Annotated in this window: 24 protein-coding genes and 1 tRNA gene; 14 read left to right on the forward strand and 11 right to left on the reverse strand. The window is 71.3% G+C overall.

The window, feature by feature from the left end:
• Nucleotides 1–88 precede the first annotated feature (88 nt).
• Together ACJ9NR_RS16340 and ACJ9NR_RS16345 are read right to left on the reverse strand one after the other, a co-directional pair.
• A complete protein-coding gene (locus ACJ9NR_RS16340; RefSeq protein WP_412488287.1) occupies nt 89–2,902 on the reverse strand; it encodes an SUKH-4 family immunity protein in 2,814 nt (937 codons plus the stop codon).
• A gap of 7 nt (nt 2,903–2,909) precedes the next feature.
• Nucleotides 2,910–3,998, reverse strand: coding sequence for an SMI1/KNR4 family protein (locus tag ACJ9NR_RS16345; RefSeq protein ID WP_412488854.1), 1,089 nt, complete (start codon nt 3,996–3,998; stop codon nt 2,910–2,912).
• A gap of 358 nt (nt 3,999–4,356) precedes the next feature.
• Here ACJ9NR_RS16345 and ACJ9NR_RS16350 point away from each other — a divergent pair, with 358 nt between their 5' ends.
• On the forward strand, nt 4,357–4,893 hold the full coding sequence (locus tag ACJ9NR_RS16350) for a YwqJ-related putative deaminase (protein WP_412488288.1): 537 nt from the start codon (nt 4,357–4,359) through the stop codon (nt 4,891–4,893).
• A gap of 181 nt (nt 4,894–5,074) precedes the next feature.
• On the forward strand, nt 5,075–5,605 hold the full coding sequence (locus tag ACJ9NR_RS16355) for an SUKH-3 domain-containing protein (protein ID WP_412488289.1): 531 nt from the start codon (nt 5,075–5,077) through the stop codon (nt 5,603–5,605).
• A 29-nt stretch (nt 5,606–5,634) separates the two neighbouring features.
• Here the strand turns inward: ACJ9NR_RS16355 and ACJ9NR_RS16360 are convergent, their stop codons facing one another.
• Nucleotides 5,635–6,939 carry a sensor histidine kinase gene (locus tag ACJ9NR_RS16360; RefSeq protein ID WP_412488290.1) on the reverse strand — a complete coding sequence of 435 codons (1,305 nt, stop codon included), beginning with the start codon at nt 6,937–6,939 and terminating at the stop codon, nt 5,635–5,637.
• Between the two features lie 167 nt (nt 6,940–7,106).
• On the opposite strand from ACJ9NR_RS16360, the gene ACJ9NR_RS16365 reads away from it, so the two are divergent.
• The 8 genes from ACJ9NR_RS16365 (at nt 7,107) to ACJ9NR_RS16400 (ending at nt 13,616) form a co-directional block, all read left to right on the forward strand.
• A complete protein-coding gene (locus tag ACJ9NR_RS16365; RefSeq protein WP_412488291.1) occupies nt 7,107–7,967 on the forward strand; it encodes a hypothetical protein in 861 nt (286 codons plus the stop codon).
• 15 nt (nt 7,968–7,982) lie between these two features.
• A tRNA-Gln gene (locus ACJ9NR_RS16370) sits at nt 7,983–8,055 on the forward strand.
• Nucleotides 8,056–8,167: 112 nt separating this feature from the next.
• Nucleotides 8,168–9,616, forward strand: coding sequence for a bifunctional UDP-N-acetylglucosamine diphosphorylase/glucosamine-1-phosphate N-acetyltransferase GlmU (gene glmU / locus ACJ9NR_RS16375; protein ID WP_412488292.1), 1,449 nt, complete (start codon nt 8,168–8,170; stop codon nt 9,614–9,616).
• 115 nt (nt 9,617–9,731) lie between these two features.
• Nucleotides 9,732–10,706 carry a ribose-phosphate diphosphokinase gene (locus tag ACJ9NR_RS16380; RefSeq protein WP_412488293.1) on the forward strand — a complete coding sequence of 325 codons (975 nt, stop codon included), beginning with the start codon at nt 9,732–9,734 and terminating at the stop codon, nt 10,704–10,706.
• Nucleotides 10,707–10,948: 242 nt separating this feature from the next.
• A complete protein-coding gene (locus ACJ9NR_RS16385; protein ID WP_412488294.1) occupies nt 10,949–11,542 on the forward strand; it encodes a 50S ribosomal protein L25/general stress protein Ctc in 594 nt (197 codons plus the stop codon).
• Between the two features lie 69 nt (nt 11,543–11,611).
• The gene (gene pth, locus ACJ9NR_RS16390; RefSeq protein WP_412488295.1) at nt 11,612–12,214 is read left to right on the forward strand and encodes an aminoacyl-tRNA hydrolase; all 603 of its coding nucleotides are present in this window, start codon (nt 11,612–11,614) and stop codon (nt 12,212–12,214) included.
• A gap of 42 nt (nt 12,215–12,256) precedes the next feature.
• Nucleotides 12,257–12,772 (forward strand): hypothetical protein, encoded by a 516-nt coding sequence (locus tag ACJ9NR_RS16395; RefSeq protein ID WP_412488296.1) that lies wholly within the window; start codon nt 12,257–12,259, stop codon nt 12,770–12,772.
• 136 nt (nt 12,773–12,908) lie between these two features.
• Entirely contained in the window at nt 12,909–13,616 is a 708-nt protein-coding gene (locus ACJ9NR_RS16400; RefSeq protein ID WP_412488297.1) for an LPXTG cell wall anchor domain-containing protein, read from the forward strand.
• A 99-nt stretch (nt 13,617–13,715) separates the two neighbouring features.
• Here the strand turns inward: ACJ9NR_RS16400 and ppc are convergent, their stop codons facing one another.
• A complete protein-coding gene (gene ppc / locus ACJ9NR_RS16405) occupies nt 13,716–16,445 on the reverse strand; it encodes a phosphoenolpyruvate carboxylase (protein ID WP_412488298.1) in 2,730 nt (909 codons plus the stop codon).
• A gap of 310 nt (nt 16,446–16,755) precedes the next feature.
• On the opposite strand from ppc, the gene ACJ9NR_RS16410 reads away from it, so the two are divergent.
• Together ACJ9NR_RS16410 and ACJ9NR_RS16415 are read left to right on the forward strand one after the other, a co-directional pair.
• Entirely contained in the window at nt 16,756–17,763 is a 1,008-nt protein-coding gene (locus ACJ9NR_RS16410) for an acyl-CoA desaturase (RefSeq protein WP_412488299.1), read from the forward strand.
• Nucleotides 17,760–18,437 (forward strand): TetR family transcriptional regulator, encoded by a 678-nt coding sequence (locus ACJ9NR_RS16415; protein ID WP_412488300.1) that lies wholly within the window; start codon nt 17,760–17,762, stop codon nt 18,435–18,437. The genes ACJ9NR_RS16410 and ACJ9NR_RS16415 overlap by 4 nt, the downstream gene beginning before the upstream one ends.
• Nucleotides 18,438–18,520: 83 nt before the next feature.
• Here the strand turns inward: ACJ9NR_RS16415 and ACJ9NR_RS16420 are convergent, their stop codons facing one another.
• The 3 genes from ACJ9NR_RS16420 to ACJ9NR_RS16430 all read right to left on the reverse strand — a co-directional run bounded on the left by ACJ9NR_RS16420 (nt 18,521) and on the right by ACJ9NR_RS16430 (nt 19,952).
• On the reverse strand, nt 18,521–18,694 hold the full coding sequence (locus ACJ9NR_RS16420; protein ID WP_412488301.1) for a CsbD family protein: 174 nt from the start codon (nt 18,692–18,694) through the stop codon (nt 18,521–18,523).
• Nucleotides 18,695–18,760: 66 nt separating this feature from the next.
• On the reverse strand, nt 18,761–19,129 hold the full coding sequence (locus tag ACJ9NR_RS16425) for a VOC family protein (protein ID WP_412488302.1): 369 nt from the start codon (nt 19,127–19,129) through the stop codon (nt 18,761–18,763).
• Nucleotides 19,130–19,133: 4 nt separating this feature from the next.
• Nucleotides 19,134–19,952 carry a trans-aconitate 2-methyltransferase gene (locus ACJ9NR_RS16430; protein ID WP_412488303.1) on the reverse strand — a complete coding sequence of 273 codons (819 nt, stop codon included), beginning with the start codon at nt 19,950–19,952 and terminating at the stop codon, nt 19,134–19,136.
• Between the two features lie 113 nt (nt 19,953–20,065).
• Between ACJ9NR_RS16430 and tamR the strand changes: the two genes are divergently transcribed.
• On the forward strand, nt 20,066–20,563 hold the full coding sequence (tamR, locus tag ACJ9NR_RS16435; protein WP_412488304.1) for a MarR family transcriptional regulator TamR: 498 nt from the start codon (nt 20,066–20,068) through the stop codon (nt 20,561–20,563).
• A gap of 174 nt (nt 20,564–20,737) precedes the next feature.
• Here tamR and ACJ9NR_RS16440 read toward each other — a convergent pair whose 3' ends face one another.
• Nucleotides 20,738–21,511: a LuxR C-terminal-related transcriptional regulator gene (locus ACJ9NR_RS16440; RefSeq protein ID WP_412488305.1), complete on the reverse strand. Its 774-nt coding sequence runs from the start codon at nt 21,509–21,511 to the stop codon at nt 20,738–20,740.
• Between the two features lie 302 nt (nt 21,512–21,813).
• Here ACJ9NR_RS16440 and ACJ9NR_RS16445 point away from each other — a divergent pair, with 302 nt between their 5' ends.
• Entirely contained in the window at nt 21,814–22,257 is a 444-nt protein-coding gene (locus ACJ9NR_RS16445) for a GNAT family N-acetyltransferase (RefSeq protein ID WP_412488306.1), read from the forward strand.
• Here the strand turns inward: ACJ9NR_RS16445 and galK are convergent.
• From galK to galT, 3 genes are read right to left on the reverse strand one after another with little or no spacing between them, the layout of a single operon-like run.
• A complete protein-coding gene (galK, locus tag ACJ9NR_RS16450) occupies nt 22,250–23,404 on the reverse strand; it encodes a galactokinase (protein WP_412488307.1) in 1,155 nt (384 codons plus the stop codon). The genes ACJ9NR_RS16445 and galK overlap by 8 nt on opposite strands.
• A complete protein-coding gene (galE, locus tag ACJ9NR_RS16455) occupies nt 23,404–24,378 on the reverse strand; it encodes a UDP-glucose 4-epimerase GalE (RefSeq protein ID WP_412488308.1) in 975 nt (324 codons plus the stop codon). The genes galK and galE overlap by 1 nt, the downstream gene beginning before the upstream one ends.
• Nucleotides 24,378–25,463, reverse strand: a complete 1,086-nt coding sequence (galT, locus tag ACJ9NR_RS16460; RefSeq protein WP_412488309.1) for a galactose-1-phosphate uridylyltransferase — start codon at nt 25,461–25,463, stop codon at nt 24,378–24,380. The genes galE and galT overlap by 1 nt, the downstream gene beginning before the upstream one ends.
• Nucleotides 25,464–25,614 lie beyond the last annotated feature (151 nt).

Consider the following 25,614-nt stretch of genomic DNA (forward strand, 5'->3'; position numbering starts at 1 on the left):
CCGGGCGGCGGCACGCGAAAGGGCCGGGCCGGTCAGGACGACCGGCCCGGCCCCTCGGGGTCGGATCAGACGGGTCAGCGGCAGCGGATCACAGCAGTCCGTCCCACATCTGCTCCAGCAGCACCGACCACCAGCTCTCCGGCGAACCGAGCGCCGCCGGGTCCAGGGAGGCCAGCTGGGCCTGGAAGTCCACGGTCCAGCGGCCCGCCTGCTCCGGATTCAGCCCGAACCGCAAGCGCCACATCCGGCCGAGCAGCGCCAGACACCGCTGGAACTCCGGCAGCCCCGTGTTCACGAACTGCGGCGCCACCGGCGCCCCGCCGGGACCCGCCTCCACCGGGACGGCCACGATGTTCGCGGTGCCGTACTGCACACAGACCGCCTTGCCGAAGTCACTGCCCATGACCAGGTACGAGCCCGCGTCCGCGGACGGCTGCACCCCGCGCTCCTGCGCCAGTTCGGCGAGCGTCGGCACCGGCCGTCCCGGCTGGGCCTGCGCCCAGAAGAACGGGCCCATGTCCATCGGCAGCCCGGCCACCACCAGCGAGTGCGCCACCACCGGCGGCACGCCCTGGCGCGACACGGCCGCCTGCTCGAACCGGAAGATCCCCGGCCCGAAGGCACCCGCCAGCTCCTGGGCGATCCCCTCCGGCGGCAACGGCGGCGCCGCCTGCACCGGCGGCAACGGCGCACGCACCGGCGCCGGACGCGCCGGACCGTCCGCGACCTGGTGCAACTCGCCCTGGTGCGCGAGCAGTTGCTGCATCCCCTGCTGCCGGCTCGCATGGTCCGTGCCGTACGGCGCGATGGACGCGATCCGCGCCTGCGGCCACTGCTCCCGGATCATCCGCGCGCAGTACGCGCCCGGCAGCTCGCACGACTCCAGCTCCGTGTGCAGCTCCAGCACCTGCTCCGGCGGCACGTTCATGCCGCGCAGCTCGTGGAAGATCTGCCACTCCGGGTGCGGCGTGCCCGGCGCCGACCGCCGGATCAGCTGCTGCTCGGACCCGTCCTGCGCCCGGTAGCGGAGCACGGCCTGATAGCCCGGCCCCACCGTCGGCTGCCCCTGCGGCGGCGGATAGCCGTACGACGGCTGCTGCCCCGGCGGCGGCATCGCGCCGGGCGGCGGCATCCCACCGGGCGGCACGGGCGGCCGGCCCCCCTGCGGCATGCCGGGCGCCTGCGGCGGCGGAGGCGTGCCGGGAGGACCCACCGCAGGAGCACCGGGCCCGCCCACGGGCGGCGCGGCCAGCACCGTCTCCGCGTGGTGAACGGCACCCCCACGCCCGCCGGCCGAAGCACCCTGCGCGCCGGGCGCGGGAGGCATGCCGGGGGGCTGGGGGGCGCCGGGGGGCTGAGGAGCGGCAGGCGCGCCGGGCGCGCCTGGCATACCTGGGGCGCCCGGAGGCTGCGGAGGGCCACCGGCCGGGCCGCGGCCCGGGTCGGCGAGCATCGTGGCCGCATGGTGAACCCCACCCGGGGGCGTACCGCCCGGGGTGCCGGGTGCGCCGGGCGGGTTCGGGGCGCCGGGGGGCTGCGGAGCACCGGAAGGGTTCGGAGCACCGGGCGCGCCGGGCGGAGAGGGCGGCGCGGCGCCCGGAGCCTGCGGGGCTCCGGGACCGGACACGCCGTCCGGCCCGTCGGGACCGAGCGACGACACCATCTGCGTCGGCACGTACCCGCCGCCCGCGCCGGGTGCCGGCGGAGACGGAGGCGTACCCGCCGGCCGCGCGCCCGGAGCCCCGGGGGCGCTCGGCGGAGGCGGCGTGGCCGAGGCGCGACGCGGCGCGGGCCCGGCCTTGCTCGTCGCGGCGTCCGCGATGTCCCCGGCGCTCGGCGCCGCCGGCCGCCCCGGAGCGGCCGGCGGCGGAGGCCCACCCGGCGCCCCTCCGGGCCCCTGTGGATAGCCGTACATGGACGGCGGAGGCGGAGGCGTGGCACCGGGCGCGGGAGCGGGGGCACCCTGCGGATAGCCGTACGTCGCGGGCGGAGGCGGAGGCGGCGTGGCGCCGGGCGCGGGAGCACCCTGCGGATAGCCGTACGTCGACGGCGGAGGCGGGCCACCGGCAGCGGGGGCACCCGGCGCAGGCGTGTCCGGCCGGGCCGGGGCCTCGGGACCGTCCACCGACGGCGCCACCGTCGTCCGCGGCAACCCGCTGCCGCCCGACATCAGCTTCGTCTCGGCGTCCGGCGGCGTGTCCGAGTCGTCCTCGCCCTCCCTCAGCTGCGGCGCGAACACGGTCGCGGGCAGCGGTACGGAACGGTCGTCCTCACCGGAGTCCGCGTTGGTGTCGGTCCCGGCCCAGGGAGTCCCCCCGGCGGGCCCGCCGGGCACCCCCGCACCAGCACCGGCCGCGACCTCACCGCTCGACCCGGCCTCCGGCCATCCGGCCGCACCACCCGGCGCGGCGGGCGCCGCCGGACGGACAGGCGCCCCGGCCTGCGTCTCGGCCAGGTCGCCCCCGCCCGGGGAAGCCGCCGCACCCGGAGCGGCAGCGGCGCCGCCCCGGCCGCTGCGCCGGTCCGGGATACCCAGCTTGTCCGCCGCCTCCTGCAGCCACTCCGGCGGACTCAGCAGGAACGACGTCTGATTCAGATCCACCCGCGCCGCAGCGGGCGGCGCCGGCTGCGGATCCTCCTCCCGGCGGCCGTACTCCTCCTCGTACCGGCGCACGACCTCACCCACCGGCAACGCGGGCCACAGCGTCGCGTCACCGCTGTCGCGGGCGATCACCAGCCGCTGACCGCCACCGTCCGAACGCGGCCCGCCCGCCCGGTCCTCGGCCCACACCACGAACCCCAGCTCGAACTCCCGCACCCGCACCTCACGGTGCTGGTACGCCGGCAGATCACCGTTGATCCACTCCTCGGCACGCTCCTGCGCCTGCGCGAAGGTCACCACCGGACGCTCACTCCCCCACCGAAGAACCGGACACCGAAGAACCGGAAGCCGACGAACCGGAAGCCGACGAACCCGGCACCGAGGAATCCGACGACACCGGGACGGCACGCGCGAAACCGCCGTCGACCATCAGATTCGCCACCGTCTCCAGCTCCGGCGGATCACCCGCCAGCCGCGACAGGAACCGGTCGAAGTCCTCACCGCACGGCAGCAGCAGCCGCTCCACACGCTCCGCCGGCGCCCACGAGGGATCGCAGTCCCGGACGTCGTCGTAGGCACAGAACCACACCGAGCCGGCCCGCTCCCCCTTCACCTTCACCGCGAGCAGACCGCCCTGGACGAAACCGACACCCAGATAATCCTTGGTCAGATGGTCACGCAGACACTTGTTGACGTAGACCAGGTCGTTCACCGCCGCCTCCTCCCGCACCGTGAAGAACGGCTGGTCGATCAGCAGCCCCAACTCGGCGTCGAGCGCCGCGCCCACCGGAGCACAGCCACCCGCCGCCTTCAAGAACGAACGGTAGGCACCCGGCAACCGGTAGCCGAGATCCTCCTCGACCTGCTGCACCTGAGCCTCCGTCACCGCCACCCCCGACTTCGGCAGCCCGAAATGCGCCGGCCGCGTCTCCTGCAACGGCCGTGTACCGCGCTTGCCCTGGTCGACGCCGGACGTCGCTATCCCGCCGTGGTGCCGCAGCAGCGCCTTCACCTCGACCGGCACCAGCTCGAGCCGCCGCGAACCCACCACGTGATGCCACGTCCAGCCGTGCGGCGTCGCCACCGCGGGCACCGTGTCCCACAACTCGTGACCCGTCGCCGCCAGCGCCGCGTTCGCCGACACGTAGTCCGTCAGCCGCAACTCGTCGACCCCGAAACCCTCCGGCGGCTCCGCGATCTCCGCCGCCGCACGGGCGTAGGCCGAGAAAGAGGGATAACCCCGCTCGTCGACACGTACCCCTCTCGGGTGACGTGCGGCCCGCACCGGATCCGGGAAATGCACGACCTGCCCGGCGTAGGCCGCGTTCGGCGGCACGGCTTGTCCCCCGGCCTGGCGGCCGGGAGGCGCCCCCAGCCCGAGCCGACCTGTCGTCATGGCGGTTGCCCCCTGCGGCACTCTGGTACGACCCGCGGCAGCCGGCTCCGCACCGCCCACCACGCCCCGTATCACCTGTCTCGTCCGTCTCGACTTGGCGTCTCGACCCTCACCGCGCCCGTCACCACGCGCCACCGCGTGTGTCACCACGCACCGACCGCACGGACCACGGTGCCGACAGCCTATGCGGTACGACCGCACCGGTCACCGGGCCCCGGTCAGCCGCCCTCCGCTTCCGTGACCAGCCGTCACCCCGCCGTGACAGCCCGCCCAAACCCTGGCGTGTCGCACTGCCCCAGCTTCCGCACCAGCCACGGCGTTTGGCACTCTGTGACGTCCGGGGGAAGCTCGGGAGGGAATGACGACCATGAACGTGACGCAGACGGGACCGGACACCGCACCGCACACCGGCACCTCCGGCGACCCCCGCATCGGCTGGAGCGCCACCGACACCCCCCACGCCCCCACCCTCCGCCACAGACGCGACGGCATACTCCCCACCGTCGCCGCCGCACTCTCCGTGCGCGGCGCCACCCTCACCGGCACCGCCGCCCGCGGCGACCAGCCACCACCCCTGCACCCCCTCGTCCAGGACTTCCTCGACACCCTCACCAGCGCCCAACGCGACCGCTTCACCGGCCGCTGCGCCGAGACCATCCTCATCTCCCGCCACATAGCCTCCGCCGACGCCGCCCGCAGCAAGCGCGCCGCCCGCAAGCCCATGACCAACGGCGAGGCCCGCAAGGCCCTCAAGCAGGCCAAACTCACCACCCGGCGGATCCGCGAGGACGGCGACCCCCTGCACGGCGGCTTCGCCACCCCCTGCCGCGCCTGCACCGCGCTCAGCGCCCACTTCGGCGTCCGCGTCGTCGACCCCGCGGCGGCAGACGGCTGACCCCCCTGACACGAGCCACCAGAACACAGGCCCGCCACCCCGGCCACCGGTCAGCACCCACGAGCGCCCCGGCCCTCAGAACACAGGGCCGCCCCGGCCCTCAGGACACGGACCGCCCCGGCCACCGGCCACCACCGCCCGGGCCCCGCACCACCACAGCAACTCGACGATCGAAGGGCAGATGCACCCCGACCGCACCGACACCCCCAGCCTCGGCTCCCCCCGACCCGGAGGAACCCCGTCCCGCTTCCCCGCACCCGTCGACGCCACCCTGCGCGCCGCCGGCTGGCAACCCGGACGCTGGGACATAAAGCAGGCCGAGATCTGGGCCGACACCCTGCGCGACCACACCTCACCCGCAGGCCACCGCCACGCCGTCTTCCCCGCCGCCGTCGAAGCCTGGGCCGAGTTCGGCGGCCTCCACATCACACCCACCGGGCCCGGCCGCCAGGTCGCCCCCACAACCCTCCACATCGACCCCCTGCACGGCCTCCACATGGCCCGCACCCTCGCCGACCTCGGCCGCGCCCTCGACACCGACGTCAGCCCCCTCGGCACCGAGACCGACCACCAGTCCCTCCTCGCCGTCGACGCCCAGGGCCGCGTCTACGCCCTCGACCACACCGGCGACTGGTACCTCGGCCCCGACATCGACCAAGCCCTCACCGGCCTCGTCACGGGCATCGAACCCGTACGGCTCACCGCAGGCTGAACACGGCCCTCCCCCAGGGGCCCGCAGCACTACACCGCCGGAATCACCGCCGACACCCGGAAACCCCCCGCGTCCGTCGGCCCCGACACGAACACGCCCCCCAGCGCCGTCACCCGCTCCTTCATCCCCACCAGGCCATTGCCTCCCGACGGCAACCGCGCCGACGACGCCGAAGACACCTCCGGCGGCGGCTCGTTCTCCACCTGCATCGCGATCTCCGACACCCGGTGCGCCAACCGCACATGCGTCTTCGCCCCCGCCGCGTGCTTGTGGACGTTCGTCAACGCCTCCTGCACCACACGGAACGCCGTCTGCTCGACCTCCGCCGCATACGCACGCGCATCCCCCTCGACCGACAGATGCACCACCATCCCCGCCGCCGCCGACTGCCCGACCAACTCCTCCAACTCGGACAGACTCGGCCCCTCCCCCTCATCGACGGCACGCTCCGCCGCCACCGCCGCCGCGACCCCCACCGCCGCCAACGGCACCCCCTGCTCGCCGCGCCGCACCTCACCACCACTGCGCAGCACCCCGAGCATCTCCCGCAACTCCGTCAGCGCCTGCCGCCCCATGTCCCCCACCAGAGCCGCGTTCTTCACCGCCTTCTCCGGATCCTTGCGGGCAACGGCCTGCAACGCAGCCGCATGCACCACCATCAGACTCACCCGATGCGCCACCACGTCGTGCATCTCCCGCGCGATCCGCGTCCGCTCCTCACCCCGCGCCCACTCGGCCCGCTCCTCCGCCCGCTCGGCGAGCAACTGCAACTCACGCTCGAGACTGTCCGCCCGCTCCCGCAGACTCTCCATCAGCCGGCGCCGCGCACCCACGTACAACCCGAGCAGCAACGGCGGAGCCGTCATCCCGATCGCCGTCGTGATCGCCGCGAACGGCACGAACCAGTCCCCCAGGTCCCACGTCCCCCGCGCCATGTCCTGCCGCACCCGCACGAACATCACGATCAGCATGCCGACCAGCGACATCCCCGCGAGCGAGGCGATGATCCGCCGCGGCAACTCGGACGCCGCCAGCGTGTACAGACCGACCACGCCCATCAGATAACCCATCTGGGCCGGAGTGATCGCGATCGACACCAGCACGACGGCGATCGGCCACTGCCGCCGCACGACCAGCGCCGAACCGGCCAGCACCCCGAAAACCACCCCCGCGGCCACCGGGATCCCCGCGTCCCGCGCGAACCGCACCCCCTCGAACGCACACTCCAGCGCGGAGGCCACCGCCAGGCCCACATCCAGCGCCGCGCTGCGCCACCTGGCCCACCACCACGGCCCCTTCCGGCCCGTGGCGTGCTCTTCCCCCGTCGTGGTCATGCCTCCAGCCTACGGGCGCCGCCGCCCCGTTTTCCGGTGAGTTTCCGCGACGGGTTTAGACCACACTCCGTAACCGAACGCGCACGAAACCGCCCACTTTCCCTCGAACTGCTGAATCGCACACCGTTCGATCCCGGAACGGATCATTCCCCCCGGACGGTATGCCCATGGCACATTCACACGGCAGGTACGCCGACTTCGAGGCACTGCGGGAACGGGCGGTCGCACTGCGACGTGCCGGACTCAGCCGCCGCCAGATCCGCGACCGCCTGCACATCGACAACAACGACATCCTCAACCGCCTCCTGGAAGGCGAACCGCCCCCGAACTGGACGAAGCGCCCAAACGCGAAGGACGACCTGCGCGAGAAGGCACGGGAGTTGCGGCTGCAAGGCTGGACCTACGACCGCATCCAGGTCGAGCTGGGATGCTCCAAGAGTTCGATCTCGCTGTGGGTACGGGATCTACCGAAGCCGGAACGGCGGGACCCGTCGGAGCAGGCGAAGCTTGCGGCCCGCAAGAGGTGGGAACACGAGCTGGCGATCCGGGAGGAAGAGCGCCAGAAAACCAAGGCGGCCGCAGCGGAGCAGATCGGCGAGATGTCCGACCGCGATCTGCTCATGTTGGGTATCGCCCTGTATTGGTCCGAGGGCACCAAGGACAAACCGTACGCCCGTCGGGAGAACGTCCTCTTCGTCAACAGCGACCCCACCGTGATTCAGCTCTATCTGGCTTGGCTCGGCCTTCTCGGTGTAGCTCGGGAGCGCCTGTCGTACCGCGTGATGATCCACCTGACTGCGGACGTGGAGGGGGCGGTACGATACTGGGCCGACCTAGTAGGCGTCGATGCCTCAGCCTTCCAGAAGACGACCATCAAGAAGCACAACCCCAAGACAGTGCGCAAGAACGTCGGGGACAACTACCGCGGCTGCCTGGTAATCCGCGTATCGCAGGGAGCCGAGCTGTACCGCCAGATTGAAGGTTGGTGGAAGGGCATGGCGGATCAGGCTTCCGCGCGTCTCAGGTAAGGTCTGACGCAGCCATCCGCCATGGGGTAACTGGTAGCCCGCGGGCCTTTGAAGCCCTGTAGTGCTGGTTCGAATCCAGCTGGCGGAGCTGCTCGGTTCGGGCCCTGACCCCACAGTCAGGGCCCGCTCCCACATCCCCCCACGAAACGCCCCGGTATCCTGCGGATGTCCCCACCCGTCCACAGCCGAAGGGCAACCCCGTGAGCGCCATTCGCCCGGCAGCCGTCGTCGTTCTCGCAGCGGGTGAGGGCACCCGTATGAAATCGGCCACACCCAAGGTCCTCCACGAGCTCTGCGGACGCAGCCTCGTGGGGCATGTGCTCGCCGCCGCGCGTGAGTTGGAGCCCGAGCACCTGGTCGTGGTGGTCGGGCACGCGCGCGAGAAGGTCGGGGCCCACCTCGCCGAGATCGACCCGGCCGTGCGCACCGCGGTGCAGGCGGAGCAGAACGGCACCGGTCACGCGGTGCGGATCGCCCTGGAGGGACTCGGCGGGGGCGTCGACGGGACGGTGGTCGTCGTGTGTGGCGACACGCCTCTGCTGACGGGCGAGACTCTGCGCGGGCTGGCCGAGACGCACACCGCGGACGGCAACGCCGTGACCGTGCTGAGTGCGGAGGTGCCGGATGCCACCGGTTACGGCCGCGTCGTGCGCGACGAGGGTACGGGTGCGGTCACCGAGATCGTCGAACACAAGGACGCGACCGAGGCGCAGCGTGCCATCCGTGAGATCAATTCGGGTGTGTTCGCCTTCGACGGGCAGTTGCTGGCGGATGCGTTGAAGAAGGTGCGGACCGACAACAGTCAGGGTGAGGAGTATCTGACCGATGTCCTGGGGATCCTGCGGGAGGCCGGTCACCGTGTGGGGGCGTCCGTGGCCGGCGATCACCGGGAGATCGCGGGGATCAACAATCGGGTGCAGCTGAGTGAGGCGCGGCGGATTCTGAACGACCGGTTGCTCACTCACGCCATGCTCGCGGGTGTGACGGTGATCGATCCGGCGACGACGTGGGTCGATGTGGCGGTCACGTTCGAGCGGGATGTGGTGGTTCATCCGGGTACGCAGTTGCACGGTGTCACGCATCTGGGTGAGGGTGCGGAGGTGGGTCCCAACAGCCGTCTGAAGGACACCCGGGTGGGGGCCGGCGCTCGTGTGGACAACACGGTGGCCGATGGGGCCGAGGTCGGGCCGGGGGCGACGGTGGGGCCGTACGCGTATCTGCGGCCGGGTACCCGGCTGGGTGCGCGGGGCAAGATCGGTACGTACGTCGAGACGAAGAACGCGTCGATCGGTGAGGGGACGAAGGTTCCGCATCTGTCGTACGTGGGGGATGCGACGATCGGCGAGTACACGAATATCGGGGCTGCCAGCGTGTTCGTGAACTACGACGGGCAGGAGAAGCACCACACGACGGTGGGGTCGCATTGCCGTACGGGTTCGGACAACATGTTTGTGGCTCCTGTCACGGTCGGGGACGGCGCGTACACCGCGGCGGGGTCCGTGATCACGAAGGATGTGCCGCCCGGTTCGCTGGCTGTGGCCCGTGGTCAGCAGCGGAATATCGAGGGTTGGGTGGCTCGTAAGCGTCCGGGGAGTGCGGCGGCGAAGGCGGCCGAGGTGGCTTCCCGGCAGGGTGAGGGTGAGGGCTGACCGGATTCGGGTGCGTCAAACACGGCGTACCGTGATATCTGCAGACAGCCGTACCGCCACCAGCTGAGACACCTCGCATCGCCCCCAGCTGAGACACCTCTGAGGAGACAGTGCTGTGACCGGGATCAAGACGACCGGCGAGAAGAAGATGATGTTCTTCTCCGGCCGCGCCCACCCCGAGCTTGCCGAGGAGGTCGCCCACCAGCTGGGTGTCGGGGTTGTCCCGACGAAGGCCTTCGACTTCGCCAACGGTGAGATCTATGTGCGTTATCAGGAGTCGGCGCGTGGTGCGGACTGTTTCCTGATCCAGAGCCATACGGCGCCGATCAACAAGTGGATCATGGAGCAGTTGATCATGATCGACGCGTTGAAGCGTGCGTCGGCCCGTTCCATCACGGTGATCGTGCCGTTCTACGGTTACGCGCGGCAGGACAAGAAGCACCGTGGTCGTGAACCGATTTCGGCGCGTCTGATCGCGGATCTGATGAAGACGGCGGGTGCGGACCGGATCCTGACGGTGGATCTGCACACGGATCAGATCCAGGGTTTCTTCGACGGTCCGGTGGATCATCTGTTCGCGTTGCCGTTGCTGGCGGACTATGTGGGCAAGAAGGTCGATCGGGACAAGTTGACGGTGGTGTCGCCGGACGCGGGCCGGGTGCGGGTCGCGGACCGCTGGTGTGATCGTCTGGGTGCGCCGCTGGCGATCGTGCACAAGCGCCGGGACAAGGACATCGCCAATCAGGTCACCGTGCACGAGGTGGTCGGTGAGGTGAAGGGCCGGGTGTGTGTCCTGGTCGACGACATGATCGACACGGGTGGCACGATCTGCGCCGCGGCGGACGCGTTGTTCGCGCATGGTGCGGAGGATGTGATCGTGACGGCGACGCATGGTGTGCTGTCGGGTCCGGCGGCGGACCGGTTGAAGAATTCGAAGGTGAGTGAGTTCGTGTTCACGAACACGCTGCCGACGCCGGGTGAGCTGGATCTGGACAAGATCACGGTGTTGTCGATCGCGCCGACGATCGCGAGTGCGGTGCGTGAGGTGTTCGAGGACGGCTCGGTGACGAGTCTGTTCGACGAGCAGTAGGAACCGAGCTGCAGTAAGGGTTCTGCACAGGGATTCCGCGCGGGGGTTCGCACAGGGGTTCCGCGCAGGGAAGATCCTTTTGGGTGCGGCCTCCCTCTCCGAGTAGACTGCCCGGGTTGCTCGGCGAGGGAGGCCGTACCCGTTTTCCGCGGGGTACGGCGGTCCGTTATCGACGCGCTCTTCGTAGCAGGCCGTTCGTGGCCGGGTGACCACGTCCGTTCCTGAATCCACGAGGAGTGCTCATGTCCGAAGTGAAGCTGGCCGCCGAGACCCGCACCGAGTTCGGCAAGGGTGCGGCGCGCCGTATCCGCCGTGACGACAAGGTTCCCGGTGTGCTGTACGGCCACGGTTCCGACCCGCTGCACCTGACCCTGCCGGGTCACGACCTGCTGCTGGCGCTGCGCACGCCGAACGTCCTGATCTCCCTGGACATCGACGGCAAGACGAACGAGCTGGCCATCCCGAAGTCGGTCCAGCGTGACCCGATCAAGGGTTTCCTGGAGCACGTGGACCTGCAGCTGGTCACGCGCGGTGAGACGGTCACCGTCGAGATCTACGTCCACACCGAGGGCGAGCTGGCGCCGGGCGGCAACCTGCTGGAGCACGTGCTGAACGCGCTGCCGGTCGAGGCCGAGGCCACGCACATCCCCGAGTCGGTCACCGTCTCCATCGAGGGACTGCAGGCCGGTGACTCCGTCCTGGCCAAGGACATCCCGCTGCCTGCCGGCACCAAGCTGGCCGTCGAGGACGACACGGTGGTCCTGCAGGTGCTGTCCGCGCAGGCCGAGGAGGCCGGCGAGGGCGAGGAGGCCGAGGGAGAGGCCGCCGAGGCCTGATCCTCGCTTTCGTCGTTCGGTCAGCCGCTGTTCCCGTTCGGGGCAGCGGCTGGCGCGCATCAAGGAGACATGGACGTGACTACCGATGCCAATGCCCCGTGGCTGATCGTGGGCCTCGGCAATCCAGGAGCCGAGTACGCCATGAACCGGCACAACGTCGGCTTCATGGTGGCCGATCTGCTGGCCGGGCGGATCGGGGGGAGGTTCAAGCGGGCGGGCAGGGCGCAGGCGCAGGTCGTGGAGGGGCGCATCGGTCCGCCGGGTCCGGCGGGCCGCCGGGTGGTGCTCGCCAAGCCGATGTCGTACATGAACCTGTCGGGCGGTCCGGTGAACGCGCTGCGGGAGTTCTACAAGGTCCCGGTGGCCCGTGTCGTGGCCGTGCACGACGAGCTGGACATCGACTACGGGACGCTGCGGCTGAAGCTCGGTGGCGGGGACAACGGGCACAACGGTCTGAAGTCGATGACGAAGGCGATGGGTGCGGACTATCACCGGGTGCGGTTCGGGATCGGGCGGCCTCCGGGGCGCATGCAGGTGGCGGATTTCGTGCTGCGGGACTTCTCGGCCGGGGAGCGCAAGGAGCTGGACTACTTCGTGGACCGGGCGGCGGATGCGGTGGAGGCTCTGGTGACCGAGGGGCTGGAGCCGGCGCAGAGCTCGTACAACTCCTGACTTGTCGCCCATGCGAGTTGACCGCTCGCAGGGCCATGGCCAATGATCCCGGCCATGCCTGCCACAGCCAGTTCCTCGCGTCAGGTCTCCCGCCGGGCCTCGGTGGCCGCGCTGCGGTTCGGGCGGCTCGCGGCGATGGGTACGGTCGCGGCGCTGATCCTGGTCGCGGGGGTGTGGGCGTCGTGGCGGACGGCTCCGTACGTGATGCTCACCAAGGGACGGGAGCGGGGCACGATCGAGGTGACGCGGTGCGGTCAGGACACCTGCACCGGTCCCTTCACGCCCGCCTCGGCGGGTTCGCCCGGACCGGACCGGGTCGTCATCGGGAAGTCGGTCGCGGTGCGCAAGGGGCGGACGTACGCGGTGGTGGTGAAGCCGGGCGGGCGTGAAGTCGTGCGCTCGGGTCCGGCGGGGGTGCTGTACGCGTGGGTGCCGATGGGCGGGGCGCTGCTGCTGGCGTCGGTGGTCGTGGCGGGCGGGCTGCGGCGGACGCGGGTGGCGTGGGCGATGGCGGGGCTGGGAGTCGCGCTGCTGACGGCGGCGTTCGTCACCGTCTGACGGTTTTCTCCGTGCTCCACGTCCGTGGAGGAAGGGACCGTTGTCCGTTCGTGCTTGACCTTGGGTCAATGGCGGCTGGATGCTGAGCCGCCCCCTCCACATCTTCCCGTCCGTAACTCGAAGATGGATTTGCCCCATGCGTATCCTTTCCCGCGTCGGCGCTCTGTCCGCCGTCGCCGCGGCCGCGCTGCTCAGCGCCCCGGTCGCCGCTCACGCCGCACCCGTTGCCGCGCGCCCCGGTGACAACGGCACCGTGAAGATCCACGACGCGAAGACCGGCAAGGAGCTGCGTCGCAACGAGCCGCACGTCTGCACGTTCTACCTCGACGCCTTCGGCTTCGACGGCGTCCAGCAGGTCGACTGGCACATCGAGGCCTGGGCCCCGACCGCGCACACCAAGGGCGAGACGGTGAAGACCGGCGCCATCACGCTCGACGACACCGGTCACGGCCGCACGAACGACCTGTCGCTGCCCGACGGGCACTACAAGCTGTTCTGGAACTTCGACGGTGAGAAGGGCGCCGCGAAGCACAAGGTCTTCTGGACGGACTGCGCGGACTCGCAGGGCGGTGGCGGTACGACGCCCACGGCGTCCGCGTCCGCTTCCACGCCGGGCTCGGAGTCGTCCTCGCCGGCCGCGGGGAGCTCGTCGCCCGCGGCGTCCCCGAGCGGGTCGGCCGGTGCGGTGCCGGCGGCCTCCTCGTCGCCGTCCGCGCAGGGCGGCAGCGGTTCCGGCAACCTCGCCGAGACCGGCAACGGCGCGCCCGTGGGTCTGCTGTCCGGCCTGGCGGCCGCGCTGGTGGCGGGCGGCGGCTACCTGGTGGCCCGGCGGCGCCGGGCCTGAGGCGCCGGAGTCAGGGTCCGCGGAAGAGGTCCACGGAATAAAGAGGGGTGCCCCCGAGCCCGTACGGAGCTCGGGGGCACCCTTGTTGTGTGCGGGGTGTCAGCCGGTGTTGCGCAGGCCGGCCGCCACGCCGTTGACGGTCAGCAGCAGGGCGCGGGAGAGCAGCGGGTCGGGTTCCTCGCCCGCGGCGGCCGCGTCGCGCTGGCGCTTGAGGAGTGTCACCTGGAGGTAGGAGATCGGGTCCAGGTAGGCGTCGCGGATGGCGAAGGTCTGCTTGAGCACGGGCTGGGCGTCGAGCAGTTCCTTCTCCCCGGTCACCTTCAGGACTTCGCGCACGGTCAGCTCGTGCTCGGCCCTGATGGTGTCGAAGACGTGCTTGAGCTCCTCCGGTACGAGGGTGTCGACGTAGTGCGCGGCGATCCGCAGGTCGGTCTTGGCGAGCGTCATCTCGACGTTGGAGATGAAGTTGCGGAAGAAGTGCCACTGTTCGTGCATCTCGTCGAGCACCGTGTCCAGGCCGGCCTCGCGCAGCGCCTTCAGGCCGGAGCCGACGCCGAACCAGCCGGGCACGATCTGCCGGGACTGGGTCCAGCCGAACACCCAGGGGATGGCGCGCAGTCCGTCGAGCGAGACACCGGAGCCGGGGCGGCGGGAGGGCCGCGAGCCCAGGTGCAGGTCGGCGAGCTGGTCGACCGGCGTGGAGAGGAGGAAGTACGTCGGCAGGTCGGGGTCCTCGACGAGCCTGCGGTAGGCGGCGTGGGCGGCGTCGGAGACGACGTCCATGGCGGCGTCCCAGCGGGCGAGGGCCTCGACGGACTGGCGCGGGGCGGTGTGCAGGGCGGATGCCTGGAGGGTCGCCGCGACGGTGAGTTCGAGGTTCTCCCGGGCCAGGGAGGGCACGAGGTACTTGTCGGAGATGACCTCGCCCTGTTCGGTGACCTTGATCTCGCCCTCGAGGGTGCCCCAGGGCTGGGCGAGGATGGCGTCGTGGGAGGGGCCGCCGCCGCGGCCGACGGTGCCGCCGCGGCCGTGGAAGAGGCGCAGCCGGACGCCGTAGCGGTGGGCGACGTCGCGCAGCCGGCGCTGGGCGCGGTGGATCTCCCACTGGGAGGTGGTGATGCCGCCGAACTTGGAGGAGTCGGAGTAGCCGAGCATGACCTCCTGGACGTCGCCCCTGAGTGCGACGAGGCGCCGGTAGGAGGGGTCGGAGAGCATGTCCTCCAGGATCGTGTCGGCGGCCTTGAGTTCGTCGGTGGTCTCCAGCAGCGGCACGATGCCGATCTTCGCCCAGCCGGCGTGCAGGTCGAGCAGGCCCGCCTCGCGGGCGAGGACGGCCGCGGCGAACACGTCGTCGGCGCCCTGGCACATGGAGATGATGTAGGACTCGACGACCTCGGGCCCGAAGACGTCCAGGGCCCGCTTGACGGTCTGGAAGACGCCGATGGTCTTCTCGCCGGCCGCGTCCACGGGTGCGGGGGTGGGCGCGAGGGGCCTGCGGGAGCGCAGTTCCTTGGCGAGGAGTCTGGCCCGGTACTCGCGGGGCATGTCGGTGTAGCGCCAGGACTCCTCGCCGAGGCGGTCGAAGAGCTGGCCGAGGGCGTGGTGGTGGGCGTCGGCGTGCTCGCGTACGTCCATGGTGGCGAGCTGGAGGCCGAAGGCGGCCAGGGTGCGGATGGTGCGGTTCATGCGGCCGTCGGCGAAGAGGTCGCCGCGGTGTTCCCTGAGGGAGCTCTGGATCAGGGTGAGGTCCTGCAGCAGCTCGCCGGTGCCGAGGTAGTCGCGGCCGGCCTGGTGGGGGGTGCCGTTGGCCAGGCGCTGCTTGGTGTTCTCCAGCTTCTGCCGGATGCAGGTGGCCTTGAGGCGGTAGGGCTCCTCGGCGTTGAGGCGCTTGTAGCGCGGGCTGATGCCGGGCAGCCGGTCGAGGTCGGCCTGGAGGGAGTCCAGGAGTTCCTGGGTGGCGCCGGTGTAGCGGATGGAGTTCGACAGGAAGCCGCGCAGCTCGTCGATCAGGTCGAGGGCGTCGTTGATGCCGTGCTCGTGCTGGAGGATCAGCACGTCCCAGGTGACCTGGGGGGTGACGTTCGGGTTGCCGTCGCGGTCGCCGCCGATCCAGGTGCCGAAGGTGAGGGGGCGGGAGTCGTCGGGGAGCTTGACGCCGACGCGCGCCAGCTCGGCGGTCAGGTCCTCCAGGACGTCGCCGACGGCGCCGGCGTGCAGTTCGTCGAGGTAGTAGATGGCGTTGCGGGCCTCGTCGGCGGGTTCGGGGCGCACGACGCGCAGTTCGTCGGTCTGCCAGACGAGGTCGATGTTCTCCGCCAGTCGGGTGTCGTGGCGGCGGCGGTCGGACTCGATGACGGGGGTCTCCAGGAGCGCCGCGATGCGCCGGAGCTTGTTGAGGACCGAGCGGCGTGCGGCCTCGGTGGGGTGCGCCGTGAAGACGGGCCGGACGTTGAGGTGCCGGACGGTCTGGCGCAGGTGTTCGGGGTCGGCGTCCTTGAGCCGGTCGGCGGTGCGGGCGAGCAGTCCGCCCTCGGCGGCGCGGCGTTCGCGCAGTTCGCGGCCGCGGTGGACCTGCTCGGTGACGTTGGCCAGGTGGAAGTAGGTGGAGAACGCGCGGACCAGCTTGGCCGCGGTCTGCAGTTCGGTGCCGCGCAGCAGTTCGGCGGCGGCCTCTCCGTCCTCGCGCGTGAGGCGGCGGACCTTCTCGACCAGTTCGAGGAGTTCGGGGCCCTCCTGCCGGACGAGGGTCTCGCCGAGGAGGTCTCCGAGCCGGCGGATGTCGGCACGCAGCTCGCTGGTCGTCGTGGTCTGGTCGTCGGCACTGCTCACAGGTGCGGCTCCTTGCAGTGTTGAAGCTCGTCCAGGGGGGAACCCGGCGCCGGGGGCCGCGCGGCGGGCGCCGCATACGGCCCTGGCATCCGGGAAGGAATTCAGAGCGGACCGCGCTGTCCGACCGACTCCAAGGATAGGTGTCCATGCGGACGCGCAGTATTTCGGGCTCTTGCCGCCGGGCGGCTCGCTGCCATACTTACGATGCCGTAGGTTACGGAACCGTAGGGACCCTTGTAACGGAACCCGGGCAGGGTTCCGGCAGCCGACCCGGCACCTGCATCAATCCTCGACCCCCCAGGGGACGCCCATGACCACGAGTTCCGATGTCATCGACGACGCCCCGAAGACGACCGACACCCTTGACTCCTCGGCCACGCTGGGCGGTGAGAAGAAGCGGTCGATCGAGCAGATCGCGCTGCTGCTCTTCATCGTCGTCCCGTTCCTGGCACTCGTCGCCGCGGTACCGCTGGCCTGGGGCTGGGGCGTGAGCTGGCTGGATCTCGGCCTGCTGGTCCTCTTCTACTACGTCGGTTGCCACGGCATCACGATCGGCTTCCACCGCTACTTCACGCATGGCTCGTTCAAGGCGAAGCGGCCGCTCAGGATCGCGCTGGCGATCTCGGGTTCGCTGGCCGTGGAGGGCCCGATCGTGCGCTGGGTGGCGGACCACCGCAAGCATCACAAGTTCTCCGACGCGGAGGGTGACCCGCACTCTCCGTGGCGGTTCGGCGAGACACTCCCGGCGCTGATGAAGGGCCTGTGGTGGGCGCACATCGCCTGGATGTTCGACGAGGAGCAGACGCCGCAGGACAAGTACGCCCCGGACCTGATCAAGGACCCGGCGATCCGGGCGATCTCCCGGCAGTTCGTGTACTGGACGATCCTCTCCCTGGCCCTGCCCGGGGTGATCGGCGGTCTGGTCACCTGGTCGTGGTGGGGCGCGTTCACGGCGTTCTTCTGGGGTTCGCTCGTCCGGGTGGCCCTGCTGCACCATGTGACCTGGTCGATCAACTCGATCTGCCACGCGGTCGGCAAGCGCCCCTTCAAGTCGCGGGACCGTTCGGGCAACGTGTGGTGGCTGGCCGTGCTCTCGTGCGGCGAGTCCTGGCACAACCTGCACCACGCCGACCCGACCTCCGCGCGGCACGGTGTGGAGCGCTGGCAGCTGGACTCATCGGCGCGCATCATCCGCTGGTGCGAGCGGCTCGGCTGGGCCTACGACGTGCGCTGGCCGTCACGCTCGCGTATCGATTCACGCCGTAACACCGGCGAAGACGGCTCTCGCCGCCGGAAGGACACGGCCGAGGCGGCATGATTGACGCCGTGGCGACCGATCCCAGCAGCACCCCGAGCAATGAGAAGCCGCGGCGGGCGCGCCGCACCCGGATGACGGGAGCGGAGCGCCGCCAGCAGCTGCTCGAGATCGGCCGCACCCTGTTCGCCGCCAGAGGCTTCGAGGGCACGTCGGTGGAGGAGATCGCGGCGAAGGCCGGGGTCTCCAAGCCGGTGGTCTACGAGCACTTCGGCGGCAAGGAGGGGCTGTACGCGGTGGTGGTGGACCGTGAGATGCGGCGGCTGCTGGACATGGTGACCAGTTCGCTGACGGCCGGTCATCCCCGTGAGCTGTGCGAGCAGGCGGCCTTCGCGCTGCTGGACTACATCGAGGAGTACACGGACGGTTTCCGCATCCTGGTCCGTGACTCGCCCATTCCGCAGTCGACGGGTTCCTTCGCCTCGCTGATCTCGGACATCGCGACCCAGGTGGAGGACATTCTGGGCCGGGAGTTCAAGAGCCGCGGCTTCGAGCCCAAGCTCGCCCCGCTGTACGCGCAGGCGCTGGTCGGCATGGTGGCGCTGACCGGCCAGTGGTGGCTGGACGTCCGCCGTCCGAAGAAGGCGGAGGTCGCCGCGCATCTGGTGAACCTGGCGTGGCACGGTCTGGACGGGCTGGAGCCGAAGCCGCGGCTGATAGGGCACCGCAAGGCCTGACCGGGGCCGGCCGGGGGCGCCGCTCGCGCGGGCGGCCCGGCGGCCCGGGGCGTTCGGTGCCCGGCTCGCTCAGTGCTTGGAGCTCAGTGCTTGAAGGTGTCCTTGCCCTTCTCCTTGGCCTCGCGGGCGTCGCCCTTGACCTGGTCGGCCTTGCCCTCGGCGGTCTTGCTCTCGTTGCCGACCATGCGGCCCATGGCCTCCTTGGCCTTGCCCTTCAGCTGTTCCTTCTTGGCCCTGCTCTTCTCTTCCTGCGCCACGTCACTCACTCCTCGTGAGGTTCGACGTCGGTCGGTCATCCCGTCGGGTTGCCCCTCGACCGCCGCTCAAACAGCGGTCAGCGGCTCCAGGAACTCCAGCCGGTTGCCCACCGGGTCGCTGGAGTAGAACCGCCGGTGGCCGGGCAGGTGCTCGTCCCACTCCACCGGCGCCCCGTGGGCCCGCAGCCGGGCGCCGTAGCGTTCGATGCCGGTGACGCGCAGTCCCGGGTGGGCCTTCGCGGCGGGCCGGAAGTCCTCCTCGATCCCGAGGTGCAGCTGGACGGCGCCCGCCTGGAACCAGCACCCGCCCCGCGCCGCGAGCACCGGGGGCTTGGGTATCTCGGTCATCCCGAGGACATCGACGTAGTACGTCCGCAGCCGGTCCTCACAGCCGGGCGGTGCGGCGAGCTGGACGTGGTCGACGGCAGTGATCATTTGTCTACGCCTCCTTGCGGGCGACGGCGAAGATGCGGCGGAAGGGGAACACGGTGCCGTGCCCGGTGGCCGGATAGGCCTGCCGCAGCGCCGCCCGGTACTCGTGCAGGAACTCCTCCCGGGCCGCCGGGTCGTCGGCGAGTGCGGTGAGGACGGGCCGCAGACCGGTTCCCTTCACCCAGTCCAGCACGGGGTCCTCGCCGGTGAGCAGGTGCAGGTAGGTCGTCTCCCACACGTCCGCCGTGCAGCCGAGGGCGGTCAGGCGCTCCAGGTAGGCCTCCGGCGGGAGGACGGCGTCCTCGTGGCGCAGCAGGCCGCCGAGGCGCTCCCGCCAGCGGGCGGAGCGGGCGAGCTCGCGCATCAGCCGGTGGCTGGGGGCGCCGAAGTTGCCGGGGACCTGGAAGGCGAGGGTGCCGCCGGGTGCCAGGCCCGCGACCCACTTCCCGAACCGGTCGGCGTGCCCGGGGACCCACTGCAGGGTGGCGTTGCTGACGATGAGGTCCCAGGGCCGGCCGGGCGTCCAGGTGCGTACGTCGGCGGGGGCGAAGTCGATGCGGCCGCCGCCGGGGGTGGTGCCGGCGTGTTCGGCGCCGGCCTTGTCCAGCATCTCGGGCGAGTTGTCGTAGCCGGTGATGTGCGCGGCGGGCCAGCGGCCGGCGAGCAGGACGGTGACGTTGCCGGGGCCGCAGCCGAGGTCGGCGATGCGGGGCGGGCTGCCGGGCAGGTCCGGGACGCGGGCGAGGAGATCGGCGAAGGGGCGGGCGCGGTGGCCGGCGTGGCGCAGGTACTGGGTGGGGTCCCAGGTGGTGGGGACGGCGGGCATGGAGCCTCCTCGGCTTACTGGACTGGTACCCACCCTCACCCCCGATTTTCTTCGATGTCAAGATGCTTGATGTCAAGAGACTTCATGTCGACACAACCACTACAATGATCCTCATGGAGGACGAGGTCGATCGGCTGGTCGCAGCGTGGCGCCGGGAGCGTCCGGACCTCGACGTGGAACCGCTCGAGGTGCTCAGCCGGGTGAGCAGGCTGGCCCGGCATCTGGACCGGGCACGGCGGCTGGCCTTCGCCGAGCACAGCCTGGAGCCCTGGGAGTTCGACGTGCTGACGGCGCTCAGACGCGCGGGCGCGCCGTACCAGCTCTCGCCGGGGCAGCTGCTGACGCAGACCCTGGTCACCTCGGGCACGATGACCAACCGCATCGACCGCCTGGCGAAGAAGGGCCTGGTCGAGCGGCTGCCCGACCCCAGCGACCGGCGCGGGGTCCTGGTGCGGCTCACCGACGAGGGCCGGGACAGGGCGGATCAGGCCCTGGCCGGTCTGCTCGACCAGGAGCGGGCGATCCTCGGCGAGCTCTCGCGGGCCCAGCGGGCCGAGCTCGCCGGTCTGCTGCGCCAGCTGACCGCCCCGTTCGACAACGTCCCCGGCTGAACGCAGCGGGGGCGGTGCCGGTGAGCGGCTCCGCCGTGGTCCGCCGGCGCCGGGCCGCGGTGAGGCGTGGCGGACCGCCGCCCGGCGCGGCGGCGGGCGCGAGGTGTCACGGTCCCGCGCCGCTCCGGGGGCCTCAAGAGGCGTGCCGCCCGGCGGCACGCTCGTCGGCCCCGCTCAGGCGCTGCTGCTCTCCTCCGGCATGATCCGCCCGGCGGGCCCCAGGTCGACGGGCCCGACCCCGGCCCGGCGGGCGAGCGCGACGGCGGCGAGGGTGGAGTGGACGCCCAGCTTGCCCAGGACGTTCTGCATGTGCGTGCGCACGGTGTGGGGCGAGAGGAACAGCCGCTCGGCGACCGCCTTCCTGCCGAGCCCCGCGACCATGCACCGCAGCACTTCCCGCTCCCTCGGGGTGAGCGACTCCACCAGCCGCTCGCTCTCGGTGCGGTGCTTGCGGGCGGCGGTCAGCTCCCGCAGGACACCGGTGAGCAGGGCGGGCGGCAGATGCGTCTCGTCGCGCAGCACGCCGCGGATGACGTTGAGCAGCCGCGACAGCGAGCAGTCCTTGGCCACCCAGCCGGAGGCCCCGGCCTGCAGGGCGAGAGCGGCCCGGCGCGGATCGTCCTTCTCGGCCAGCACGACGATCCGTACGCCCGGCTGCGCGGTGCGCACCCCGGCCACCAGCGAGATGCCGTCGACGAGTCCGTCCTCGTTGTTCTCCTGGACGGGCACGGCCGGCCGTATGCCCGGCACGTTGCCGCCCAGGTCGGAGTCGACGAGCAGGACGTCGAACCGGCGCCCCTCGGCCGCCGCGCGTTCCAGGCTGCGCAGCGCGGCGGGACCACTTCCGGCCGCGGAGACGTCGACGTCGGGCTCGGCCGCAAGGGCTGCGGCGAGCGACTCGGCGAAGATGCGATGGTCGTCCACGACCAGGACTCGGATGCGAACCACGAAACCCCCTTCCCCAGGCTCTCAAAGAGCAGGGGATACCCCATCGGCGGGAGAACACACGGGCGCGGGCACGGCACCCGAAGTGATCCCAGGTCGCCGGTGACCACCTGGGACCGGATCGGCACACCGCACGGCCGCCGCCATGCGGAATCTGCTACCCCCACTTCGGGCGTCGTACCCGACTGTCTCGCCCCCTGATCGGCACCGGCCCCCACCGGTGCTGTTCATCAGGGTACGGCCGGGGGCCAGGAGCGGAAGGTAATTTGCAGAACTGGCTGGCCGCCGCGTTTATCGTGAGCCACATGTTTCGTCTGGAGACAGAAGTCGACAAAACCCGGTGCGATCTTCTCCGCAGGCGGCTGCGGGAGACGAACACGGCGGCCTCACCAGTCCTGCGCGCCCTGCGCGGAACCCCGGGTGAGCGTGAAGTTCCGCTCCACCTCTGGGTGTTGGACGACCGCGGCGATCTCGTGGCCGGGCTGGTCGGTCACACCTGGACGACCTGGCTGCACGTGGCCTACCTCTGGGTGGACGAGCGCCACCGGGGCGCCGGGCTCGGCGCGCGGCTGCTCGCGGAGGCCGAACAGCGTGCCCGCCGGGAGCGGGGCTGCACCTCGTGCCGCCTGGAGACCTGGGACTTCCAGGCGCCGGGGTTCTACCAGAAGCAGGGCTACGACGTGGTGTGCGAGATCCCCGACTATCCGCCGGGGATCACCGAGTACACCCTGACCAAACGGCTCAGCTGAGCCTGCGCGCGCCCGCCGACGGCACCGCCTCGAAGACCCGCGGGGCAGTGAGACCGGCCGCGGCGAAGGCCTCTTCGACGGCCTTGGTGACCGCGTCCACGTCCGCGACCTCCGCCAGCACGATCGCCGAGCCGCCGAAGCCGCCGCCGGTCATCCGGGCGCCGAGCGCGCCGGAGGCCAGGGCGGTGTCGACGACCAGGTCCAGCTCCGGGCAGGAGATGCGGAAGTCGTCGCGCAGCGAGGCGTGCCCGGCGACCAGGACCGGGCCGATCGCCCGGGTCTCGCCCGCCCGGAGCAGGTCGACGGTCCTCTCCACCCGCTCGTCCTCGGTGACGACGTGACGGACCAGGCGGACCGCCTCCTCGTCGCCGCCCAGCCGCTCGAGCGCCGCGCCGAGCCCGTCGTAGGGGACGTCGCGCAGCGCGTCGAGGCCCAGCAGCGCGGCGCCCCGCTCGCAGCCCGCCCGGCGCCTGCCGTACTCGCCGTCGCTGTGGGCGTGCTTGACGCGGGTGTCCACCACCAGCAGCCGCAGGCCCTCCGCGGCCAGGTCGAAGGGGATCTGCCGCTGCGAGAGGTCCCGGGTGTCGAGGAAGAGCGCGTGGCCCTCCTCGCAGCAGGCGGAGGCCGTCTGGTCCATGATCCCGGTGGGGGCGCCGACGTAGACGTTCTCGGCGCGCTGGCACAGCCGCGCCAGCTGCCAGCGCTGCAGGCCCAGGTCGAACAGGTCGTTCAGCGCCAGCGCGATCACGACCTCCAGGGCCGCCGAGGACGACAGGCCCGCACCGGAGGGGACCGTCGAGGCGAGGTGGACCTCGGCGCCGGTGACCGGGTGGCCGGCCTCGCGCAGGGCCCAGACGACACCCGCCGGGTACGCCGTCCAGTTCCGGTCGCTCCCGGGCGCCAGGTCCTCCAGGCGCAGCTCGACGACCCCGCCCCCGACGTCCGCCGAGTGCAGGCGCAGCACGCCGTCCGCGCGCCGGGCGACGGCCGCGACCGTGGTGTGCGGCAGCGCGAAGGGCATCACGAAGCCGTCGTTGTAGTCGGTGTGCTCACCGATGAGGTTGACCCGGCCCGGCGCCGACCAGACACCCTCGGGGGCGGTCCCGTACAGCTCCCGGAAACCGTCCCGCACCTGCTGTGCCCCCACTAGTGCTCCCTCGCTGTGCTGATGTTCCGCGCGAACTCCCACGCGTCCGCGACGATGTCGGCGAGATCCGCGCGGGAGGGGGTCCAGCCCAGCCTCTCGCGGGCGGTGGCGGCCGAGGCCACCAGGACCGCCGGGTCGCCGCCCCGGCGGGGGGCCACGACCTCCGGGATCGGGTGGCCGGTGACCCGGCGGGCGGTCTCGACGACCTCGCGCACCGAGAAGCCGTTGCCGTTGCCCAGGTTGCAGATGAGGTGCTCGCCCGGGGTGGCGGCCCGCAGGGCGAGCAGATGGGCCTCGGCCAGGTCGGCGACGTGGATGTAGTCGCGCACGCAGGTGCCGTCCGGCGTGGGGTAGTCGTCGCCGAAGACGGAGATCGCCTCGCGCCGGCCCTGCGCCACCTGGAGCACCAGCGGGATCAGGTGCGACTCGGGGTCGTGGCGCTCGCCCTGGCCGCGGTAGGCGCCCGCCACGTTGAAGTAGCGCAGCGAGACCGCGCCCAGGCCGTGCGCCGCCGCCTCACCCGTGATCATGTGGTCCACGGCGAGCTTGGAGGCGCCGTAGGGGTTGGTCGGCGAGGTCGGCGCCGACTCGGTGATCGGGACCTCCTCCGGCTCGCCGTAGGTGGCCGCCGTGGAGGAGAAGACGAGGGTGCGCACGCCCGCCTCGCGCATCGCGCCGAGCAGCGCCATGGTGCCGGCGACGTTGTTGTCCCAGTACTTCTCGGGCTTCACCACCGACTCGCCGACCTGCGAGAACGCGGCGAAGTGCAGGACCGCGTCGAAGGAGGCGTCCAGCCACTTGGCGGTGTCGCGGATGTCGCCCTCGACGAAGGCGGCCCCGGCCGGGACGCCCTCCCGGAAGCCCGTGGAGAGGTTGTCGAGCACGACGACCTCGTGGCCCGCCTCCAGCAGGTGCTGGGCGACCACCCCGCCGACGTAGCCCGCGCCGCCCGTCACCAGGTACTTACCGCTCATCAACTCGCTACCTCTCGCAGTCGCTCGGCCGCGCGCTCCGGCGGCACGTCGTTGATGAACACGCTCATGCCGGACTCGGAACCCGCGAGGAACTTCAGCTTGCCGGAGGTTCGGCGGATGGTGAAAAGCTCGAGGTGCAGCGCGAAGTCGTCGCGGTTGACGCCGTCGAACTCCGCGAGCTGGCCGAACGGGGCCTGGTGCCAGGCCGCGATGTACGGCGTCGGCGACCCGTGCCCGCCCGCCTTCCCGCCGGCCGGCCCGCCGTCGAAGATCCGGTCGAAGCGCCTCAACAGTTCCAGATAGACCTTGGGGAACTCTGTGCGCGCCGCCTCGTCCAGCGCCAGCAGGTCGGGCACCCGGCGCTTGGGATACAGATGCGCCTCGTAGGGCCAGTGCGCGGCGTGGGGCACGAAGGCCACCCAGTGTTCACCCTCCAGGACGACCCGCTCACCGGCGAGTTCACGCTCCAGGACGGCGTCGAAGAGGTTCTCGCCGCCCGTCGCCTCCTTGTGGGCCGCGAGCGAGCGCAGCATCAGGGCGGTGCGGGGCGTGGTGAAGGGGTACGCGTAGATCTGGCCGTGCGGATGACCGAGCGTCACCCCGATCTCCGCGCCCCGGTTCTCGAAACAGAAGACCTGCTCCACGGAGGGGAGATGCGACAGCTCGGACGTCCGGTCCGCCCACGCCTCCAGCACCAGCGCCGCCTGCTCCTCGCTCAGGTCGGCGAAGGAGGCGTTGTGGTCGGAGGTGAAGCAGACCACCTCGCAGCGGCCCGAGTCCCCGGCCAGGGAGGGGAAGCGGTTCTCGAAGACCACCACGTCGTAGGACGAGTCCGGGATCTCGCTGAGCCTGCCGTCGCGCGAGGGGCACAGGGGGCACTCGTCGGCCGGCGGGTGGTAGGTGCGGCCCTGCCGGTGCGAGGCCACGGCCACCGAGTCGCCGAGCAGCGGGTCGCGGCGGATCTCGGAGGTGGTGACGGTCCGCTCCAGCGGGCGGCGGTCCACCGCGTCGCGCACATGGTCGTCGCGCAGGTCGTAGTAGATCAACTCGCGGCCGTCGGCCAGGCGGGTCGAGGTCTTCTTCACTGCGGACTCCCTATCCGGGCCACTCGATCAGTCACCGGTACAACTGATCACTCACCAAACAGAACCCAACACATCGAAACACAACTCCCCACAGTCGTCAACATCACAATCCAACAAAGAGGATCAACAAAAGTGTTCAATTACTGAACAC

Origin of the sequence: Streptomyces sediminimaris (genome assembly GCF_047049295.1) — a bacterium.
In the GTDB taxonomy this organism is placed as follows: domain Bacteria; phylum Actinomycetota; class Actinomycetes; order Streptomycetales; family Streptomycetaceae; genus Streptomyces; species Streptomyces sediminimaris.

Excerpts from the sequence above, each read along its gene's own strand:
- ACJ9NR_RS16345 (WP_412488854.1), bottom strand. The coding sequence starts at position 3,998 with ATGACGACAGGTCGGCTCGGGCTGGGGGCGCCTCCCGGCCGCCAGGCC.
- ACJ9NR_RS16350 (WP_412488288.1), top strand. The coding sequence starts at position 4,357 with ATGACGACCATGAACGTGACGCAGACGGGACCGGACACCGCACCGCAC.
- ACJ9NR_RS16355 (WP_412488289.1), top strand. The coding sequence starts at position 5,075 with ATGCACCCCGACCGCACCGACACCCCCAGCCTCGGCTCCCCCCGACCC.
- ACJ9NR_RS16360 (WP_412488290.1), bottom strand. The coding sequence starts at position 6,939 with ATGACCACGACGGGGGAAGAGCACGCCACGGGCCGGAAGGGGCCGTGG.
- ACJ9NR_RS16365 (WP_412488291.1), top strand. The coding sequence starts at position 7,107 with ATGGCACATTCACACGGCAGGTACGCCGACTTCGAGGCACTGCGGGAA.
- ACJ9NR_RS16385 (WP_412488294.1), top strand. The coding sequence starts at position 10,949 with ATGTCCGAAGTGAAGCTGGCCGCCGAGACCCGCACCGAGTTCGGCAAG.
- pth (WP_412488295.1), top strand. The coding sequence starts at position 11,612 with ATGGACGTGACTACCGATGCCAATGCCCCGTGGCTGATCGTGGGCCTC.
- ACJ9NR_RS16395 (WP_412488296.1), top strand. The coding sequence starts at position 12,257 with ATGATCCCGGCCATGCCTGCCACAGCCAGTTCCTCGCGTCAGGTCTCC.
- ACJ9NR_RS16400 (WP_412488297.1), top strand. The coding sequence starts at position 12,909 with ATGCGTATCCTTTCCCGCGTCGGCGCTCTGTCCGCCGTCGCCGCGGCC.
- ACJ9NR_RS16410 (WP_412488299.1), top strand. The coding sequence starts at position 16,756 with ATGACCACGAGTTCCGATGTCATCGACGACGCCCCGAAGACGACCGAC.
- ACJ9NR_RS16415 (WP_412488300.1), top strand. The coding sequence starts at position 17,760 with ATGATTGACGCCGTGGCGACCGATCCCAGCAGCACCCCGAGCAATGAG.
- ACJ9NR_RS16425 (WP_412488302.1), bottom strand. The coding sequence starts at position 19,129 with ATGATCACTGCCGTCGACCACGTCCAGCTCGCCGCACCGCCCGGCTGT.
- ACJ9NR_RS16430 (WP_412488303.1), bottom strand. The coding sequence starts at position 19,952 with ATGCCCGCCGTCCCCACCACCTGGGACCCCACCCAGTACCTGCGCCAC.
- tamR (WP_412488304.1), top strand. The coding sequence starts at position 20,066 with ATGGAGGACGAGGTCGATCGGCTGGTCGCAGCGTGGCGCCGGGAGCGT.
- ACJ9NR_RS16445 (WP_412488306.1), top strand. The coding sequence starts at position 21,814 with ATGTTTCGTCTGGAGACAGAAGTCGACAAAACCCGGTGCGATCTTCTC.
- galE (WP_412488308.1), bottom strand. The coding sequence starts at position 24,378 with ATGAGCGGTAAGTACCTGGTGACGGGCGGCGCGGGCTACGTCGGCGGG.